Annotated in this window: 13 protein-coding genes; 12 read left to right on the plus strand and 1 reads right to left on the minus strand. The window is 36.0% G+C overall.

The window, feature by feature from the left end; translation table 11 throughout:
* Positions 1-3 precede the first annotated feature (3 nt).
* From BM361_RS17170 to BM361_RS14035, 4 genes are all read left to right on the plus strand, one after another.
* Positions 4-210, plus strand: a complete 207-nt coding sequence (locus BM361_RS17170) for a GDCCVxC domain-containing (seleno)protein (RefSeq protein ID WP_074979643.1) — start codon at positions 4-6, stop codon at positions 208-210.
* A 51-nt stretch (positions 211-261) separates the two neighbouring features.
* Positions 262-672, plus strand: coding sequence for a Fur family transcriptional regulator (locus BM361_RS14025; protein WP_074979645.1), 411 nt, complete (start codon positions 262-264; stop codon positions 670-672).
* A gap of 66 nt (positions 673-738) precedes the next feature.
* Positions 739-2922, plus strand: a complete 2184-nt coding sequence (locus tag BM361_RS14030; RefSeq protein WP_074979647.1) for a TonB-dependent receptor — start codon at positions 739-741, stop codon at positions 2920-2922.
* Position 2923: 1 nt separating this feature from the next.
* Positions 2924-3718 carry a cation efflux transmembrane domain-containing protein gene (locus tag BM361_RS14035; protein ID WP_074979820.1) on the plus strand — a complete coding sequence of 265 codons (795 nt, stop codon included), beginning with the start codon at positions 2924-2926 and terminating at the stop codon, positions 3716-3718.
* 1523 nt (positions 3719-5241) lie between these two features.
* On the opposite strand, the gene BM361_RS14040 is transcribed toward BM361_RS14035, so the two are convergent.
* Positions 5242-6522 carry a hypothetical protein gene (locus BM361_RS14040; RefSeq protein ID WP_074979649.1) on the minus strand — a complete coding sequence of 427 codons (1281 nt, stop codon included), beginning with the start codon at positions 6520-6522 and terminating at the stop codon, positions 5242-5244.
* Positions 6523-6910: 388 nt separating this feature from the next.
* Here BM361_RS14040 and BM361_RS14045 point away from each other — a divergent pair, with 388 nt between their 5' ends.
* The 8 genes from BM361_RS14045 (at position 6911) to BM361_RS14080 (ending at position 21477) form a co-directional block, all read left to right on the plus strand.
* Positions 6911-7342: a hypothetical protein gene (locus BM361_RS14045; RefSeq protein ID WP_139226725.1), complete on the plus strand. Its 432-nt coding sequence runs from the start codon at positions 6911-6913 to the stop codon at positions 7340-7342.
* 104 nt (positions 7343-7446) lie between these two features.
* Complete coding sequence (locus BM361_RS14050; RefSeq protein WP_074979653.1) at positions 7447-9675, plus strand: TonB-dependent receptor; 2229 nt, start codon at positions 7447-7449, stop codon at positions 9673-9675.
* A gap of 394 nt (positions 9676-10069) precedes the next feature.
* The gene (locus BM361_RS14055) at positions 10070-10660 is read left to right on the plus strand and encodes an RNA polymerase sigma factor (protein WP_074979655.1); all 591 of its coding nucleotides are present in this window, start codon (positions 10070-10072) and stop codon (positions 10658-10660) included.
* A 148-nt stretch (positions 10661-10808) separates the two neighbouring features.
* Positions 10809-11975, plus strand: a complete 1167-nt coding sequence (locus tag BM361_RS14060; protein WP_074979657.1) for a FecR family protein — start codon at positions 10809-10811, stop codon at positions 11973-11975.
* Positions 11976-12147: 172 nt separating this feature from the next.
* Positions 12148-15558: a SusC/RagA family TonB-linked outer membrane protein gene (locus BM361_RS14065; RefSeq protein WP_074979658.1), complete on the plus strand. Its 3411-nt coding sequence runs from the start codon at positions 12148-12150 to the stop codon at positions 15556-15558.
* Between the two features lie 12 nt (positions 15559-15570).
* Positions 15571-17328, plus strand: coding sequence for a RagB/SusD family nutrient uptake outer membrane protein (locus BM361_RS14070; protein ID WP_074979660.1), 1758 nt, complete (start codon positions 15571-15573; stop codon positions 17326-17328).
* A 106-nt stretch (positions 17329-17434) separates the two neighbouring features.
* Positions 17435-20002 carry a hypothetical protein gene (locus tag BM361_RS14075; RefSeq protein ID WP_074979662.1) on the plus strand — a complete coding sequence of 856 codons (2568 nt, stop codon included), beginning with the start codon at positions 17435-17437 and terminating at the stop codon, positions 20000-20002.
* A gap of 26 nt (positions 20003-20028) precedes the next feature.
* Complete coding sequence (locus tag BM361_RS14080; protein ID WP_074979664.1) at positions 20029-21477, plus strand: carbon starvation CstA family protein; 1449 nt, start codon at positions 20029-20031, stop codon at positions 21475-21477.
* The last annotated feature ends 24 nt before the right edge of the window (positions 21478-21501 follow it).

A 21501-nucleotide genomic window follows, 5' to 3' on the forward strand; every position in this document is an offset into this window, starting at 1 on the left:
TAAATGGAAACTATACTAAAATCAGAAATCACTTGTCCAAACTGCGGACACAAAAAACTGGAAGATATGCCAACAGAATCCTGTCAATTCTTTTATGAGTGCGAAAATTGTAAAGAAGTATTAAGACCAAACGAGGGCGATTGTTGTGTATATTGTTCATACGGGACTGTACCTTGTCCATCTATTCAAGAAAATAAAAGCTGTTGTTAAAAAAAACAAAAAATAGATGTTTTCCAACGCTTGAAAATATATATTTAGAAAATGCAAACCGAAGAAGAAATCCTAAAAATAAAAAAAGTAAAAAATACCGCAGTTAGAACTGTGGTTTTGCGCCATCTTTTAAGCCAAGAAAAAGCCCAATCCTTAAAGGATATTGAAAACGCATTAACATACACAGACAGAAGTTCTATTTTTAGAACCTTGAAAACATTTGAGGAAAACAAAGTCATCCATAGTATCGAAGACGGTTCTGGAATGACCAAATATGCGGTCTGTGCCGAAGGCTGCAATTGCGACCCAAAGGATTTGCACTATCATTTTTATTGTATGAATTGCAATAAAACATTTTGTCTTTTTGATGTTCCTATTCCCAATATTCAACTTCCCGAAAACTTCAAGTTACAACAGGCAAATATGGTCGTAAAGGGCTTGTGCGACAACTGCAACAAATAATCTTTGCAATCGAGTTGCACTAAAAGCCGAATACATTTGCATGTTCTTATAAACCAGAATAAGCAGATGAAAAAAGCATATTTAACTACATTTTTTTTAATAGTATCAATTATATCAATCGCGCAAACAAGCGATATTTCCATCACTGTGAGCGATGCGGAATCAAACGAGCCTTTATTGGGGGCAACCGTCTATATTGAACAATTAGAGAAAGGAGCAGTAACCAATCTTGATGGAATTGCAACGTTTACAGCAATCCCGTACGGCAACCATATAATTAAAATTTCTTATATAGGTTTTGAAACCATCGAAACCACTATTGAAGTTGGTACAAAAAAGGAATTCTCTTTTAAACTCGAATCTGGAGGAAATGAACTTGATGAAGTTGTTGTTCAATCCACAAGAAGTACAAGAACCGTAAAAAAAATCCCTACGAGAATAGAATTTATCGGCGCAGAGGAATTAGGAGAAAAAGCGGTTATGAATCCTACAAACATTTCAATGGTACTTCGTGAAAGCACGGGAATACAAATGCAACAGACCTCATTAAGCAGTGGGAATACCAATATTAGAATTCAAGGACTTGACGGTCGGTATACCCAACTTTTAAGAGACGGATTTCCTTTGTACGGTGGTTTTTCGAGCGGTTTAAGTATTTTACAAATTCCACCTTTAGACCTACAACAATTTGAGATAATAAAAGGAAGCTCATCAACCCTTTATGGTGGTGGAGCGATTGCAGGTTTGATAAATATGGTATCTAAAACACCTGAAGAAGAACCGTCTTTGGATATTATGCTAACCCAAACACAAGCGTTGGGTAGTACGGCAAATATTTTTTATAGCAAGCGGAACGAAAAGTTTGGGGTTTCGTTATACGGTTCTGGTCATTACCAAAAGGCGTATGACCCAGAAGATGACGGTTTCAGCAATATGCCAAAAACAACTTCATTGTCTTTCAACCCAAAATTCTTTTATTATCCTTCAGAAAAAACAACGTTTTGGATAGGTGTCAACGGAACTTATGATGACCGAATTGGTGGAGACGTCACAAAAATTGAAAGAGGCGAAAATGGAATTCACCAATATACCGAAGAAAACCTATCGAAAAGATTGAGCAGTCAAGTGGTTTATGAAACCCAATTAAGTTCTAATAGTTCTTTAAACATCAAAAATAGTGTCTCTTTTTTCGACAGAAAACTATCAATTTCCGATTTTAATTTTGACGGAAAACAAACCAATACCTTTACGGAAATCAACTACCATAGAACATCCAAAAAAACAGATTGGATAATTGGAGCAAATTTATATTCATCCAATTTTGATGAAAATGATAATGCTCCTTTACAACGTGACCAAAAAGACCTTACGTATGGTGCGTTTATAAACAATATTCATGATTTTTCAGATAATTGGATTCTGGAAACAGGATTAAGGGCAGATTACAATACCGATTTTGGGTTCTTTCCACTTCCGAGAATATCATTGCTTTACAAGGACAACAGCGGATTTTCGAGTAGAATTGGTGGTGGACTAGGTTATAAAATTCCAGATGTTTTTACCGAAGAGGCAGAAAACATCAACTTTGAGAATGTACTTGCCATAGATAAATCTTCACTTAAAGCCGAACGTTCCTATGGTGTTAATTTTGATGTGAACTATCAAACGAGATTGTTTGATGCAGTAGGTTTTTCTATCAATCAACTTTTCTATGTTTCAGCAATTGACAACGGACTTCTACTGAATTCAACCGATAATGGATTTTTTGAATTTGAAAATGCAGCCGATGAAATTTTGAGCAAAGGAGCTGAAACCAACATTAAATTTACTTACAAAGATTTTAGATGGTTCTTAAATTATGCACTGATTGACACGAAGTTGAACTATTTGGCTGGCAATCCGCAAAAGCCACTTACGGCAAAGCACAATGCAGGTAGTGTATTGATGTACGAATCTGAAAAATGGCGCATAGGCTATGAAACCTTTTACACAGGAAAACAATTTTTATCCAACGGAACAGAAACAACAGATTTTGTGACTATGGGCTTTGTGGCAATGCGTAACTTCAAATGGGGAACAACGTTTGTAAATTTTGAAAATTTCACGAACAGAAGACAAAGCAAATTTTCACCTTTAGTTTCACCACCACACGATAATCCAGAATTCCCCGAGATATATGCACCAACTGATGGATTTATATTTAGTGTTGGAGTTATCATAAAACCGTTTGGAAATGAAGATGACGACTAAAATGAATAAGACAATTTTTGAAATAACAAAAATGGATTGTCCTTCGGAGGAAAATCTAATCAGAATGAAATTAGATGGGATTTCAGAAATTAAAAACCTTGATTTTGACATTCCAAAACGAAAATTGACCGTTTTTCACAGTGGAAAAATTGACCAAATCGAAAAGTCAATTATTGAACTGAATTTAGGCGGAAAGAAAATTTCAACAGAACAAACTGAACAAACCGATTTTAAAGAAACCACAAGCCAGAGAAAGTTACTTTGGACTGTACTCGGAATTAATTTTGTCTTTTTCATTATCGAAATGACAACAGGGCTTATTTCAAAATCAATGGGACTTGTTGCAGATAGTTTGGATATGCTTGCCGACAGTTTTGTATATGGAATTAGTTTGTTTGCGGTTGGTGGAACGCTGATAAGAAAAAAACGGATTGCAAAAATAGCGGGGTATTTTCAAATCACACTGGCTGTTATTGGCTTTGTGGAAGTGTTAAGAAGATTCTTTGGGACAGAAAAACTACCTGACTTTTCGACAATGATAATCGTTTCGGTTTTAGCACTTATCGCAAATGGAATTTGCCTCTACATTTTAGAAAAGTCAAAGAGCAAAGAAGAGGTACACATGAAAGCAAGTATGATTTTCACCTCAAACGATGTTATTATCAACTTGGGAGTGATAATCGCGGGACTTTTGGTAAATTGGTTGAACTCTTCAAAACCTGATTTGATTATTGGAACAATCGTTTTTGTATTGGTTATCCAAGGAGCATTTAGAATTTTGAAATTGAGCAAGTAAACAGAATTGTTAATCTGTAAGTAGTTTTAATAACTTGTTTAATAAAATTTGTATCTTTAAGATATCAAAGAAGACCAAATTATATCTTCAAAGTTCTTTATATAGTTTTAGTGTGCAAATAGGTGTGCATGAAAACATGAATATTACGAAATAGCAGTGGTAATAAGGGGTAAGGTAGTTTTAAATTAAGTCTGCCACCCCGACCAGAAAAGCTGAACTTAAGAGTTCAGCTTTTTTTATTTATACCTAGCCGAAAATATATTTTCGAGCGCAGGAATAAATAAAAAAAGATGCAAAGCGCGAGCTTTGTTCAGCGATGATGAGCAACGACCCCACTTCAGGATCACTGGAGGTAATCCATCCATTGAAGTTATTCATTTTTTTGAGAAGGAATTAAAGCGCGAGCTTTGTTCAGAGATGATGCGCAACAAACGGATCATGCCTAATTTTGTGTTTGTGCAAAAATTGTGATTGATTATTGAAGGAAAAATGAATTAAGCATCGCATCACGAGATTGTACAACGAATTCGGAATTACATGTGAGAGTGATGAGTGGAGAGTGGATTCCGCAATAAATGCGGAATGACATTGGGTGCGGAATGATATTGGGAGAGAACAGAATGGTCTGGTTCTGGTTACTATATTAAAGGATTCCGGAACAGGTACGGAATTACATGTGAGAGTGATGAGTGGAGAGTGGATTCCGCAATAAATGCGGAATGACATTGGGTGCGGAATGACATTGGGAGAGAACAGAGTGGTCTGGTTCCGGTTACTATATTAATGGATTCCATAATAGGTACAGAATGACAAGTTAGATGGATTCTAAATCATATTGCTTCAAAATACATATGTAGTGATCCCTGGTCTGTTTGATGGGAAACCAGATTGAAGTGGGTGATTAATACTTCTGGCAGTATCAGGTATAAGAGGTCTAGAAATAATCCGAATACTATTATTTTTTAGCAAAGATCTTAATCTATTATTCAATTCGCACACAACTTTTGAGATTGATCCCAACAAAACGAATTCAGGATCACGGGAGGTTATGAGAAAGTTTGGAAACATTTTATACTTGATTGAATCTGAATCGATGTGTTCATACTTTATCCATACTTTAACTATGCTTCAACCATGCCTTAACTATGCCTGAAATGGGGTGTTTCCATGCTTGAATATTGATCAAATATCAAGCTAAGGAAAGAGTTTGTATTTTTATATATCATTTTATACTTCACGGCAATAAGATGCAAAATCGGCTAAAAATGATGTTTTAATTCGTGCAGGTTGGAACCATTAAATAATTAAGAAAGGATGCATAAGATAAATGGATTAAGGTTGTAAATGTTGGTAAGCAAAAAATATAGGGGGTAAGTTATAGGTCTAAATCTGATAGGAGCCTATTTGCTCTTCATTTTTGCTTACGACAAGACAATCGTTACTTTTGCTAGTAGGGGTATTGAAGATTGGTGTTTGAAAATAAAAACAGCAGGGTATTGAACCCCGCTGCTTTGTTTTTTCTGTTATAAAGTATTCAGGGATTGGTTTGAAAACGCGTTTAATTCGACTGAAGCGGTTTCAATTTCGGAAGTGCCATCACCAACTTTGGTCCAGGCAAACAAAATTTTGTTTCCCGTACGCTCCATTTGAGGGAATCCAGAGCTTCTGGACATATCCATTTTAGAGATGATTATCGGCTCAAATTTTTCCCCAAGTTTGTTTACTTTCATCGCCTTGAGGTAGGTTAGGTTATCAATGGATTCCATCCAGCTTACGATTGCATGGTCTGAATCTGTCATCACAATGTCAACCCTTCCTAGTGTTCCGACATTACTCACCAGGATAGGCTTTAGGAAGGACGCTCCGGCATTTTCAGAAAAAGCGACCTTTACCTGGGCTTGATCATTAGCTGCAGTAAACCATGCTGCGGCCACATCATCACCAATAGCATCGACTTTCGGTCCATTTACAGGGCACCCACCTATTACCCAGCCATCATCATGGATAAATTTAGGGGTGGTCCATTCTCCATCCACCAACCTGGTAATTGCAATATCCCTTATCTCATCATCCGTCCTATCTCTATAAAGTACAATGGGACCATTACTGGTTATGGTTGCTGTAGTTTGGCAACAGGTACAGGTATTACTGTCCAGAATTTGTTCACTTAAAACCGTTCCATCTTTATCAATTTCGGCAGCTCTTATACTCATCGTTCCATGGTGACCTGCATGTCCTGATTCTTTTTTAGGATCTGCCGCCATGTTTCTACCATCCAACCAGGTAACAAAAAATGAATGCTCCTTATAAGGAAGCAGGGTCATAAAACCATGTTCGGTTTTGGTTTCGTCTGAATACAGTGGCAACTCGGTTTGCCAGGTTGAATCCTGACTTTTTTGTAAGTTCAATTTGATGTCATAGGCAAAGCTTTCATCTGATGATTTCTTGAGGAAATGAGCCAATAACGTTCCGTTATTTTCAACAATCATAGGATAATCCGCCCAATTGACGAACCAATTTTGTCCTTGGACAATTTTCTTTGGACTACTCCAATTACCATCTTCAAGGGTTGCATAATTAAGCTGGGATATGGAATCGTTTACTTTTGTCACCCACGACATCAGGGTCGTTTCATTGGTAGAAACCATATAGGGCAAGGAAATGTTCATTCCCTGGTCGAAATTAATTTTTTGTACCGTGGTATTGTGTTCTTTATTTTTCTTCTCTTTTGGTTTTGAATTACATGAAATCACACTTATTATGATTGATAATGACAAGCAAAATGTCGGAAACGCTTTTTTCATGGTTTTGATTGGGTTATGTCTTAGTAAAAATTTATTCTCAGTAAATTTTGAGAATGGTTCGCAAAATAAAAAATATGTTTGCCCAAAGGTTAGAAAAAGGCATTTTTTTCTAGCGTGATTGTTGTCCTACCCAATTTAGGACTCAGTTGAATCAATAAGTTTACAAGTTATCACTTCCTTATACCATGTTCTGATGATCCTTGAGAAAAGAACAGGAATGTGCTGTATGTTGTGCAGTTTCCTTTTGCCCAACATAAAGATTTAATCATTTTTATGATTAATACTGCTTTAAGATTAAATCTTGCGATTACCTTTGCAGGTACTCGCTTTTACCCCGAGATAAAATTAAAATACTATAGCCAGGTTATTTATCAATATAAGGGATGTCATGTTACGATGGTTGTTAATCATTGTACTCTTTGCCTATCTATTTATGCCTTTAAAAAATCAGGTCATTACTGTAGTCCATAGTTTATCTCATGGAATTGAAAATGTTTTAAACAATCATCACCATCATACTGAAAAACATACTCATGATTTTCAGTTAGAAAAAGATGATTCTCATTATCATGAAACTGCTGATAATCATGATCATAGCCGCCTTTCCTTGATAGCGTCTTTGTTTTCTCCAGAAGAAGATCGTAAAAACCAGCAAAAAGAATTTTTTGTATTTGAAATGCTCGACAAGCATTATCCATCGGGTGTTTATAATGTATTATTTAGCCATACGGCTGTTCAGAGAAAAAATAATTGGGGTGTAATCGCTAATTATTTTTCCATTGACCTCCCTATAATTATTCCACCGCCAAGAGCTTTCTAAATTTTTAAAAATAGTTGTCTGCCATTTATATGGTAAGGTAGACTATACATTCAATTTATAAGTTGGGAGGAAACTCTATAATTAATTTTTTTAATCCATTATTAATGAAAAAAATAATAGGAGCAATCGTCATGCTTACTATGAGCATGTCTTATGCTCAAACTTTAAAAGGAAGAGTATTTAATGAATCGGATGAACAGCTATCTGATGTAAGTGTTTTTAATATTACTTCCGGAAGTCATTCGCATTCGAATGAAGTAGGTCTTTTTGTATTAGATAAAACCATTACCGGCGACTCTATTGTGTTTTCCAGATTGGGATATGCTTCAAAATATATGGTAGTGACTAAAGGGGATTTATCTTCAGAAAGGGATATTATATTAAGTGCCGCTAATATTTCTTTAGATCAGATCGTTTTGGTTTCGGAGGTGAATTCATTAAATAGTTTTGTAGACGTCGATATACAAACCAATCCAATAAAATCTTCTCAAGAGATTTTGAGAAAAGTTCCAGGCCTTATCATCGGTCAACACGCTGGGGGCGGAAAAGCAGAGCAAATTTTTTTAAGGGGTTTTGATATAGACCATGGTACAGATGTGTCTATAAGTGTAGACGGGATGCCTGTAAATATGGTTTCACATGCACATGGCCAGGGATATTCCGATTTGCATTTTGTTATTCCTGAAACCCTCGAAGACATAAATTTCGGGAAAGGTCCGTATTATGCCGATCACGGTGATTTTACAACTGCAGGTTATATCGATTTACACCTGCGAAAATCAATAGACCAAAATTTAATCTCTATAGAAGCAGGTCAGTTCAACACCAATCGTTTTGTCGGTATGTTTAAGCTTTTAGATACGGATAAGAGCAATGCTTATGTAGCTTCTGAACTGTATTTAACTGATGGTCCGTTTGATTCCCCACAGGATTTTAATCGAATCAATGTAATGGGGCGTTATAATTACAAGCTTAGCAATGATGAAGAATTTTTGTTAACGTTGTCTCATTTTCAAAGTAAGTGGGATGCCTCAGGACAAATACCCCAGAGGGCGGTAGACAATGGAATCATCGATCGATTTGGTGCCATTGATGATACTGAAGGGGGATCGACCAGCAGAACTAATTTTTTACTTAATCATATTAAATTATTAGACGAAAGTAAGGCGGTAAAAACAAAGGCATATATATCGCAGTACGATTTTGAATTATTCTCGAACTTTACTTTTTTTCTTGAAGACCCGGTTAATGGAGATCAAATTCAGCAGAAGGAAAGCAGGTTGATTGCCGGTGCAGAAAGTACCTATGAGGAAGAACGTATATCGCTGACTGAAACCATTGATTTTGCTTATCAGGCAGGCGTAGGATTTCGATATGATAATGTTGATGATGTGCAACTTTCGCATACCTTGAACAGGAAGGAAATTCTGGAAAGATATGCTTACGGAGATGTTGACGAGGTGAATACCTATGGTTTCGTGAATACTGAATTCAAGGTCGGAAAGTGGATGATTAACCCGGCATTAAGGGTTGATTATTTTAAGTTTGATTATCACAACAAGTTAACGGAAGTCTACGATAATAAAAGTGAATCTAAAGTCGCATTAAGTCCGAAGTTGAACACTGTTTATTCTGTAAATTCAAATTGGCAATTATTTTTAAAAACCGGTTTAGGCTTCCATTCTAATGATGCCCGAGTGGTAGTAGCTAATGAGGGAGAAGATATTTTGCCAACCGCCTATGGTGCTGATTTAGGAACGATTTATAAGCCCTTTAATAAGCTTGCACTGAATGCTACTTTGTGGTGGTTGTACCTGGATCAGGAGTTTGTGTATGTTGGTGATGCAGCTATCGTAGAACCTAGTGGAGAAACCAGAAGACTTGGTGTTGATTTTGGTGCTCGTTATCAGGCACTTCCCTGGCTTTACGTATATGCTGACGTTAATTTAAGTAAAGGAAGAAGTGTGGGTGCACCAGAAGGAGCAAATTACATTCCTTTGGCGCCGGACTTCACTTCGGTTGGAGGGCTGCTTATTGATAATCTGGGGAATTTTTCGGGAAGTTTAACCTATAAGTATGTGGACGACCGTCCTGCTAATGAAGATGACTCTATTGTTGCTGAAGGTTACTTTGTTTCGGATTTTAATGTTAATTATTCACTGAGAAACTGGACCTTTGGTATTATTATAGAGAATCTGTTTAATACCGAGTGGAACGAAACTCAATTTGCCACTGAAAGTCGTTTATTCGATGAACCGGCACCCGTTGAGGAAATTCACTTTACTCCGGGAACACCTTTTTATTTGAGAGGAAAGGTTAGTGTAAGATTCTAATTTTTTCAGTAATATATTTACTATTTATAAACTCAGGTAGTCTTTGTGTTACCTGAGTTTTTTTATTGTAAATGAATAGAGGAGGAGTTTGCCAATAGGGGGTAGGTAGTAAGTTGACGCTAGACACCTGCTTGGCAATTTCTCTCTTTTATTGGTTTGGGAAGATTCCTGAACATTAGAACTTTTTGAAAATTTACGCCATAGTTTGTTCAACCCAGAAAGAATAATGTTTTACATAGGTAAAACGCTTCTAACGCTCAAACTTTTTAGTATAGAACAGGCTGGGATGTCTATCAAAATGAAAAAATCGGTATGAAATTGTTAATTTATTGCTAAAAAAATTGTACACTTGGCATAAAATCAATGTTAGAATTTTGATTTCATTAAAAATGTAATGAATTGCAAAGCGTTAAATATGACTTGTTTAACCAAACAATTAAAGAAAGGTGACAAAGTTGCTTACAAAAAATTGTTTGATCACTTCGTTACGGATATTTATAATTTTGCATACAGTATTATTAAGCAGAAGGAATATGCAGAGGAAATAACCCAAGATGTTTTTTTGAAATTGTGGCTAAATAGAGCTTCTTTGGATCATGAAAAATCTATCAAGTCTTATTTGTTTACTATTACTCGAAATCAAACTTTAAATCTTCTTCAAAAAATAGCCAATGAGAAACGACTAGCTCAGGAATTACTGACGAATATTTCCAATTTGAGTGGTTTTGAAGAGAACACTATTGATGTTGCTTATTATGAGGATTTAAAGCGGCAGGCTTTAGAAGTTCTTTCTCCTAAAAGAAGGTTAATTTTTGAATTGTCCAGAAACGAAGGTTTAACTCACGAGGAGATAGGTGAAAAAATGGGTATTTCTAAAAACACCGTAAAAAATCAAATGACCTCTGCATTAAATAGTATAAGGGAGTATTTATTGTTACACTCGGATATTACTTTTACATTATTACTATTCATTTCCTTCCTTTAAATTTACATTATTCACCTTTATATTCAGGAATCCATCCTTATATTTTTTGTAGACGAATTCTCGTGTTTTTGTAATTATAAAAAAAAATGAAAATTCGAGTAGTCGTGTTATCGCTTTCAACTGTATTATATATAGTTAAAACGGAAAGATGACACTAAAACGTTCACATAACATTAATGAATTACTTCTTAAGTATATCAATAATACGATAAGTCTTGAAGAGGCTGAATTCCTTTTAGATTATATAAAACACAATGATGTTACTGAAGAATTCCCTTCAGTTGATGAGGTTCTCGATATTATTTCTGCCAAGGTAGAATTAAGGCTTGAAGATAAAGATCGAATTTATAGAAGACTGGAAGAAAAGATAGGTAAGGCAGAATTCACCTATAAAGAAAAAAGGCCATTATTTAGAAACAATACTTTTCTTAGGCTTGCAGCAATCTTTTTGTTCTTGGTTGGGTTAACAGTGTTCTTTAAGTTATTTGATGGGACCAGTAAAGAGGAAATTATAAGTTCAAGTGAAATCACATTTATTGATGGTCAAGGAAAAATACGTGTATTAGATACTACAAGTACCGGTGTCCTTATTCAAAATCAAAATGCTGTAATTGTTCATCAAAATAAAAGTCAGCTGGTATTCAGTAATAAGGGAAAGGCTCATAAACTGGTATACAACACATTAAATGTACCTAATGGAAAAAGAATGCAAATAGTTTTGTCTGACGGTACAGTGGTTCATCTTAACTCAGGTACTTCAATCCGTTTTCCCGAGATGTTTATCGATGGTAAAAAAAGAGAGGTTTTTATTTCAGGAGAAGCTTTTTTTGATGTAGCGAAAGATCCCAATAACATGTTTGTTGTTCATGGCAATGAGATTGATGTAGAGGTATATGGAACCCAGTTTAACATATCAAATTACCCAGAAGAGGAGGTTCAGCATGTAGTGCTGGTAGAGGGATCAGTAAGTATGCATCAACAAAAAGTACCTGACGGGAAAGTGTTATTATCACCAGGAATGAAAGGAAGTTTACATAAAGAGAGTGAATTGATTGAAACCAAAGAGGTTGTAACGGATATTTATACTTCATGGATGCAAGGGGAATTAGTTTTCAGAAATGCAAGTTTTCGAGCCATATTGAATAGTCTGGAGCGTAAATATGCTGTGTCTTTTGTGCTAAATAATCAAACTTTAGCCAAGGAACGATTTAATGCAAGTTTTGGTAATAAGCCAATAGAAGATGTGCTTCAAGGATTAAAAAATACCTATGACATTTCTTATACCATCGAGGAGAACATTATAACAATCAAATAAAATAACCAACCAAATTAAAAATTGAACTTTTATGAAGAAAACCTAAACATCTAACAAATTTTACAATCAACTAAATATCACTTATTTAAAACGAAAAACCGAAAGATGTTGGAGCCATCTTCCGGTTTGAAAATTGAGTGATGCATTACTAACATCAAAACATTTTAAAAGTATGAAAAAAAATCTTTATGCAAAGGATACAGATTCCTATTGCTTAAAATTTGATCTAAAGATGAAATTAAGCGCTCTTTTTATGTTTATAGCATTATGTTTAGCGAAGGCGAATACGACCTATTCGCAAAAAACAACCGTATCATTGAATTACGATAATGTTACTTTAGAACGCTTAATAGATGTCATTGAGTCTAAAACGGATTATTACTTTATATTCAAAACCAAGGATATAGATTTGACCAAAGAATACGAAGTGAAGACGAAAGATGAAAAAGTAACTTCGATATTGGAAAAATTATTTAAGGGATCGCATTTTACTTTCAAGGAATATAAAAACCAGATCTATCTTCTGGCTAAAGAACAGGCCGCTTCTTTAGAGGCCGAATTGGATCAACGAAAAACCCAGGAAAAATTAATTAGCGGAAAGGTGGTCGATCAAAATGGCATCCCTATAGTAGGAGCCTCTATCATAGAAAAGGGGACCACCAACGGAGTGTCATCTGATTTTGACGGGAACTATACATTAAGCATATCTAGTAAAGCTTCTATAATTGTTTTTTCATTTGTTGGATTTAAAACAGTAGAAGTTCCAGTCGGAGAACAAACTAAGATTAATATAACCCTTAGAGAAGAAGCTTCCAGACTAACTGAGGTAGTTGTTGTTGGTTATGGTACTCAACAAAAAAGGGATATAACCGGTTCTGTATCAGTTGTTTCTGGAGAGGATATTGAATCAAGAAGTGTAACGAACGTTTCTAATGCTTTACAAGGAGCTGCTGCTGGAGTAAGTGTTACAAGAAACAGTTCTGCCCCAGGATCTGGGAACACCATTAGAGTTCGGGGTATCACAACACTTCAGGGTAACACTAGTCCATTGATCCTGGTCGATAATGTTCCGGTTGAGAGTATCAATGATGTAAATCCAGAGCAGGTAGAAAGTATATCTGTTTTAAAAGACGGGGCGTCTGCATCGATTTACGGATCAAGGGCTGCGGCTGGTGTAATTCTTATAACCACCAAACGCGCCAAAGAAGGAGTATACAGGTTTAGCTATTCTGGTGAGCACATTATCAATACACCTACCCAAGTCAGTAATCCTGTAAATGTTATTAGATATATGCAAATGGAGAATGAGAAGACATGGAACGATAATGGTAATGGTGCTAATGAATATCCCATATGGGGTGAAGATGTTATAAACGACTATTTAGCACAAAATGCGATAAACCCTGATCAGTTTCCCAATACAGACTGGAAGGACTTGTTAATTAAAAAAAGTGCAACTGGATACAGACATAATGTTTTACTATCCGGAGGTTCAGAAAAAGTAAGAACTAATGCATCATTGGGGTATGAGCATCAAAATGCTTTGTACGATCATTTCAGTTGGAAACGATATAATTTCAGAATCAATAATGATCTCATAATATCAGATAAGTTTGGGGGAAATATAGATGTAGCTTTTAAGTTGATAAAGCAAAAATCATCTATTGTCAATCCAATTAGCGGAGCGTTAAATTACGCACCGGTATACCCGGCATTATGGAGTGATGGAAGGTTGGCAGGAGGTAAAGCCGGAGAGAATGTATATGCCGAATTTCATAATGGAGGATTTTCTAATAATGATAATTACCAGTTTTATGGAAAGATCGGATTGTATTTTAAACCAATAGATGATTTAAAACTTTCAGTGAATCTTGCTCCTAATTTTGATTTTTACAATGCTAAAACTTTTAGGAAGTCTATTCCATATTGGGATTTTGATGATCCAAATCAACAAGAAGACCCGAATTACATTACAGGTTATAATCCAATCAACAGGGCATTGGCAGAAGTAAGAAATAATACTAACACCTTAACAAGTCAGGTGTTGATTAACTACAGGAAAGAATTTGATTTACATAGTTTAGATGTGGATGCGGGATATGAAGAGTTTTACAGCAAAACGAATAACCTCGGAGTTAGAGGTGAGGAGTACGCTAGTAATGAGTATCCGTTTCTAAATCAAGCACCATTAGATAAGGTTTTTAATTCGGGAACTTCTTATTCAGAGCTGGCATACCGATCGTATTTTGGTAGAGTCTCTTATAATTTCAACAGGAAGTATTACTTACAAGCTACATTAAGAGGCGATGGATCGTCAAGATTTGCCAAAGACTATAGATGGGGAACATTTCCATCTATTTCAGGAGGATGGGTGGTTTCTGAAGAAGGTTTCTTCGAATCTATAAAACCTACCGTTAATTTTTTAAAATTCCGAGCTTCCTATGGTAGTTTGGGTAATGACAGGCTGGGGAATTATTTATACCGTTCTGTATTACAGTTTACTAATGACGTCTTACTTCCTAATGGAAGCAATGTAGAGGCAGTTCGATCTGCTGCCCAACGTTTCTTAGCGATAGAAGATATAACCTGGGAAACAACTTCATCAGTTAACCTTGCTGTTGATATGTCTTTGTTTGATAACCGATGGTTTTTATCGGCGGAGTATTTCAAAAAGAAAACAACAGATATGCTGTTAGATTTGAGTATTCCAAATTTGAGTGGATATGAAGATCCCAGGGATAATGTTGGAAGTATGAATACTGAAGGATGGGAATTTAACACACGTTGGAAGGATCAGATTGGAGATCTGCGGTACTCATTTAATTTTAACATTTTCGATTCCAAATCAATTATCGGGGATGTAAGGGAAAAAAGATTATTTAATGGGAACAGACTTTCTGAGGAAGGAATTGAGTTCAATTCCTGGTATGGCTATCAGTCAGATGGAATATTTCAAACTCAAGATGAAGTAGATAATTCTCCAGTTACCAATTCGTCGGTTGGCCCGGGTGACATTAAGTATAAGGATATTAGTGGTCCGGATGGAATACCAGATGGGGAAATCAATGAATTAGATCAAGTTGTACTTGCGGGTTCACTTCCAAGATTACAATTTGGAGGAGGCTTCAATTTAGGGTACAGGAATTTTGATATGGGAGTTGCTTTTCAAGGGGTTGGAAAAAGGAAATATTATCAGGATAGTGGAGATATTATGCCATTTATCGCCGCCTGGAGAGCCCCAAATGCAGAGTATGCCAGCAGCTACTGGAGTTTGTATAATACAAGTGAGGCTAATGAGAATGCCAAATATCCGAGGTTATCTGAAAATTCAGTAGGGAATAACTATAGATTTTCTGATTATTGGTTAAGAGATGGTTCATATTTAAGAATTAAGAACATCACCTTAGGATATACATTGAATAATGATGTATTTAAAGACACTGCAATTTCGAGTATTCGTCTTTATCTGGCAGCCAATGATTTCTTTACGTTTGATAAGTTACCTAAAGGAATTGATCCGGAACAAGGAGGGGGATATTTAATTACTAAATCTTTAATATTTGGTGTTAAAGCTAACTTTTAAAAAATTGTAATCATGAGAGTATACTATATAAAATACATTTTATCACTGTTTGTGGTAACAATATTGTTTTCATGTAATGATCTGGATCTGGAGCAACAGGATGCAGCAAGTTCAGCTACATGGTATCAAACCAAAGATCAGTTTAGAGAATCTGTTAGCGAAGGATACCGACGAGAATTCTGGCCTATAGATAAATCGGGGAATGGGATGTCTGATGATTGGATGAGAAGAGATGCTTTAGATGCTATTAAGGCAGGGACCATAGATTCTGAAGACGGAAGATCTCTTACGAGATGGAGTAATCTTTATAAGGGAATTACCAGGATGTTGGTAGTGAAAAATCAATTAGAAAGTCAGACTTTTTTAACAATGCCAGATTACGAACAATTTAGTGGTGAGGTAGATTTTTTTCTTGCTTCTTATTGGTCTTATTTAATTTCACACTATGGCGATGTACCATTTTATGAAGAGGAAGTTTCTATTGAAGAATCTTACCTCATATCACGTACAGAAAAGGAAGAAATTTTGCAAAAGATATATATCTATTATGATAATGCATTCAATAAATTACAGCCCTCATATAATGGATTAAAATATGTGACTAAAGGCGCTGCTGCAGCTTTTAAAGCCAGAATTGCTTTATATATGGGAGATTTTGAAACCGCTGCAACAGCTGCAAAGAATTGTATTGATCTAAATGAGTATGAGTTGTATCCTAACTACGATCAATTATTCTTGCCGAGTACCAAGAACTCGGTAGAAACCATATTTCATTTACCCAGAAGTGCAGACTATAATATTGTGTATTCCGGGCTGGATGTTCAAGATTTTTTACCAAGAAACAGAGGAGGATATGGTGCAAGAAATCCAACCTGGGAATTATTGGCTTCTTACTTATGTACAGATGGGTTGCCTATAGACGAATCTCCTCTTTTTGACTCCAGAAACCCCTTTAAAAACAGGGATCCGAGATGTGCTATGACAATTGTTCCATTTGGTTCTTTAGAGGATGGAGACGGGTTGTTGCCGAGTGATGGTTCGCTTTGGTTAGAACGTGAGTATACCCCGCATCCGGAAAAAAAGCAAATTTTAAACTTTGCGAACAACACACAGGTTAGAAACAACGATACAAGATCTGTTGCGCAGTTTGCAAGTTTTAATGGTTTAATTTGGAAGAAGGGTATAGATGAGTCCTGGGTAGATCTTGAAACCGATCAGGATGAGATTATTATGAGGTATGCAGATGTGTTGTTGATGTATGCAGAAGCAAAAATCGAGCTTAATCAAATTGACGCCTCGGTAATTGATGCTATTCACCAGGTAAGAGCCAGAGCTTATGCTAATTCAGGAACTCCTTATCCACAAGTAACCACTACTGACCAGGAGGAATTACGATTAATTGTTCGAACTGAAAGGAGGATGGAACTTGCTTTTGAAGGTTTAAGATACATGGATCTAATAAGATGGAAATTGGCAGATAAAGTTTTGACAGGGAATTTGATAGGGATGTTGAATGTATCGACCAATGCCAATGCAGATGTACAGCCTACAGGCCCTTTAATGGATGTAATAGTTAATCCGGACTTGTATTTTTGGCCTATAGTTCCAGAGATTGACGAAGACGGATTGCCAGATTTTTCAGAGTTTCTTGAATTAGGATATGCAAGATCGTTGAATCAGATATCATTTCCTGGAAGACAATATTTATGGCCTATACCGGCTGCTGAACGCCGAATTAATGAAAATCTCACTCAGAATGAGGGGTATTAGTCTTAAAAGTACATATGACCTCTTAGTTTTTTGAGGTCATAGTTATCTAATTATTTTTTATAAGCGAATCAGATTCGATTTCTATTATCAATTATGTAAAACTATTATGATCAAAAATAAAATGAATAAATCCCTGTTTTCTAGTGCATGTTTACTTTTAGTGGCTTTTACGGGTGGTAACTCTATAACGGGTTGTAACTCTGCGACTCAGAGTCTATCTGAAGAAAATGAGACTTATGTTGAGTTTGAGGATGGAAAAATCCGATCCATTGAAGGAAAAAGAAAAATTAGTGGAATTTACCCTCATCTTACGACCTATTCGCATAATCGTGAAGATGGAACGTATGAGTTTGGAAATGAATGTGGAATTGGAGCACTGGCTGTTTGGAATGAAGATTTGTATATGGTTAACTATGCAGCTCATCAGCCCAAAGGGAGTGAGCACCAGTTATATATTGTCGATAAGGACAAGAGAATGGAAATGTTTAAGGGTAGTATAGGAGGTACACCCGCTGCAAGATTGGTACATCAAGAGTCTAATCAGCTTTTTATCGGCCCATATGTCATTGACGATAAGGGAGGGATCAGGGTTATTCCGGTTAAGGAGATGCCTGGTAGGCTAACCGCAATTGCAAGACATTTAAAAGATCCGGAAAACATGGTGTATTATTATGATATGGAGGGGATGTTATATGAGGTAAATGTACATACTTTAACAGTTAACAAATTGTTTCAAGATCCATTACCAGGTTGGCATGGGAAGGGAGCATATACGAGTCAGGGTAAATTAGTGTTGGCAAATAATGGAGAGCATGCAAGTGAGGGAAGAGTAACTCATGATAATGATGATTGGGGTAGCGAACATTATATATGGATGGATTCCTGGATGGTTCCTGATGAGGGGGTTTTCGGGCCAGAAAATTTAGGAGTTCTTGCCGAGTATGACGGCGAGGATTTTAAGATTGTAGAAAGACATCAGTTTACAGATGTTACTACCAAAAATGGAATATACGCCATTCCAAACGAGCAAGCACCTTTATGGAGTATTGGGTGGGATAAACGCTCAGTACGTTTAAAAATGTTAGATAATGATCAATGGACTACTTATTTATTACCTAAAGCGACATATAATAATGATCCTGCTCATGGTTGGTTTACCGAATGGCCGAGAATCAGATCTGTGGGGAATGGAAAAATGATGATGGATATGCATGGTATGTTTTTTGATTTCCCAGAATCATTTTCGGTTGGTAATACCGCGGGAATTCGTCCAATGGGGTCTCATCTTCGTTATATTCCTGATTTTTTAAACTGGAATGGTCAAATTGTATTGGCTACAGATGAAACCTCCATACAGGGTAACCCCTTGTCGGGCCAACCACAATCAAATCTTTGGTTTGGAGATTATGATGAATTATCTAATTGGGGGCCTGCATCTGCTTATGGGGCTATTTGGTTGAAGGATAATGTTGAAGCCGATAAATCTTCGTTACCATTTTTAGTAGCTGGTTTTGATAAGCGAATTATTCATTTAAAGAATTACGGAAATACGGATGTTGTCTTAACTCTAGAGATAGATGAAAAAGGTGACGGAAACTGGACTGTATATAAAGATATTAACCTAGATGCAATGGCCTATAGGTTAGAGGTGTTACATAATGACTTAAAAGCAGAATGGCTACGTATCACGTCAAATAAGAGTGCTTTATTAACTGCATCTTTCCACTTTACAGATAGCGCATTGAAAAGACCGGGTAAGGATTTGGATCTATTTAAAGGGATTGCAGATATGGATTATGAGGGAGAAGTTAGTCATTCTAAATTATATAGTAATAAGTTCAATTATAACTTAAGCGTATTTAATGGAAAAATTAGCAACGGTAAATTCAAAGTTGAACAAGATCTGGAATTTACCAAATTTGATTTTCAATTTAAAGAAGGGGTTAAAGATACTACTGCGAAAAGAGTTTTGGAAAATGAGGTTGTATGGAATACAGATGATGCTTCAGTCTATATAGACACTAAAAGAGGTAGACTAAGATTGCCTGTAATGAATCAAACTGTGGCAAAGAAATTCCCTTCTGGAGCAATTAGAAATATAAGGGAGGTTGAATCGGAAAGAGAGTTGGCTAATATTGCCGGTACTTTTTATGAGGTTCCATTGTTTAAAGTTGGGCAAGAACCTTATTATGATATGATGCGACCAGTATCGTCTCACGGAAAGCAAATATCTGATTTTAATACCTGGAACGGATTGTTGGTTTTAAGTGGTATAGAAAAAAATGCCGAACCATCAGAGCATATCTATACATCTGAAGATGGTGAGACTTTATTATGGTTCGGAGGTATCGATGATATATGGAGTTTTGGGAAACCTATAGGTGAAGGTGGTCCATGGAAAGATAAAGCAGTTAAGGCTCACGAACTTTCAGATATGTATTTAATGACTGGTTTTGATAGGAAGACCCTAACTTTAATTTCTGATAGGGATACTAAGATTACTTTATTAATTCATGTTAACCCTTATCTGGAAGAGCCTTTTGAATATAAGACTTTCGACTTAAAAGCAAATCAAGAATTTGTGTATGAATTCCCTGATGATTTTAGCGCACATTGGGCACAGTTAAAGTCAAGTAAAGATGCAAATCTAACTGCTTGGTTTGTTTATAAATAAACTATTAATTGTTTTAAATTAGGACTATGATCTCATTTCTTCTTTCAGTTGCAACCCTTATCATAGGTTATTTTTCTTATGGTAAAATAGTAGAACGTATTTTTGGTATTAAAGAAGCTAAGGTTACACCAGCCATACGCCTGGAAGATGGAATAGACTATACGCCCTTACCGCTATGGCGAATTTTTTTGATTCAATTTTTAAATATAGCAGGTCTCGGGCCTATTTTTGGTGCTATTGCAGGTGCCATGTATGGTCCGTCTGCTTTTTTATGGATCGTTCTTGGAAGTATTTTTGCAGGAGGAGTACATGATTTTTTGTCTGGAATGCTTTCAGTTCGGCATGATGGTTTAAGTATAAGTGAGGTAGTCGGGATATACCTTGGGCCCTATGTAAAACACTTTATGCGGTTCTTTACCATCATACTCCTTATTTTTGTCGGTACTGTTTTTATGATGGGCCCGGCAAAGATCATAGACGGAATGACCAGTGGTCTCTTCGGGGTATGGACATGGGTTTTTATCATTTTGATTTATTATGTTTTATCTACATTATTGCCCATTGATAAGCTCATTAGTAAATTGTATCCTGTATTTGGAGTAGCCATGCTTTTAATGGCAATGGGATTATTTGTAGCATTATTACGGGGTTCTTATACGATTCCAGAAATTACGATTGATAACCTTAGAAATATGACAATTTCTCCAGAGGATACCCCCTTATTTCCTATGCTTTTTATTACCATAGCTTGTGGAGCTATATCTGGGTTTCATGCAACACAATCACCTTTAATGGCCAGATGTATGAAAAATGAAAAAGAGGGAAAGAAGGTTTTTTTTGGTACAATGATTACAGAAGGAATTGTTGCATTAATATGGGCAGCAGCTTCCATGTCTTTCTTTGGAAACATAGAAGGGCTTAATGGTGCAATGATAGCCAACGGTAATAATGCCGCCTGGGCTGCCAATGAAATTTCTCTGGGAATGCTGGGTAAAATAGGAGGTGTCCTGGCCATATTGGGTATTGTAGCAGCCCCTATAACTTCAGGAGATACTGCATTCAGGTCGGCAAGATTGATTATGGCAGATATTTTTAAATGGGATCAAAAGAAAATCAAAAATCGATTGATAATTAGCTTGCCACTATTTATGGTGGCATTTCTTCTCACTCAAATAGATTTTGGAATCATTTGGCGTTATTTTGCATGGAGTAATCAAACATTAGCAACCATAGTATTGTGGATGGCAACTGCTTATTTAATCTACAACAATAAGAATTATTTTATTAGCGCTATACCTGCAGCTTTTATGACTGCTGTTTGCGGTACTTATATTTTAGTTGCTCCTGAAGGGTTTAATCTCGAAAATGATGTGGCTTACTATGGAGGATTTATAATACTCTTATGTGTTATAATACTTTTTAGCTGGTTTGTTCGTAAAAAGGGTAAAAGCCTGGTAATTCCATTAAAAATATAATTCATATAAGATTCTAAGGGTACT

This window comes from Zhouia amylolytica, assembly GCF_900116365.1.
Lineage (GTDB): Bacteria > Bacteroidota > Bacteroidia > Flavobacteriales > Flavobacteriaceae > Zhouia > Zhouia amylolytica.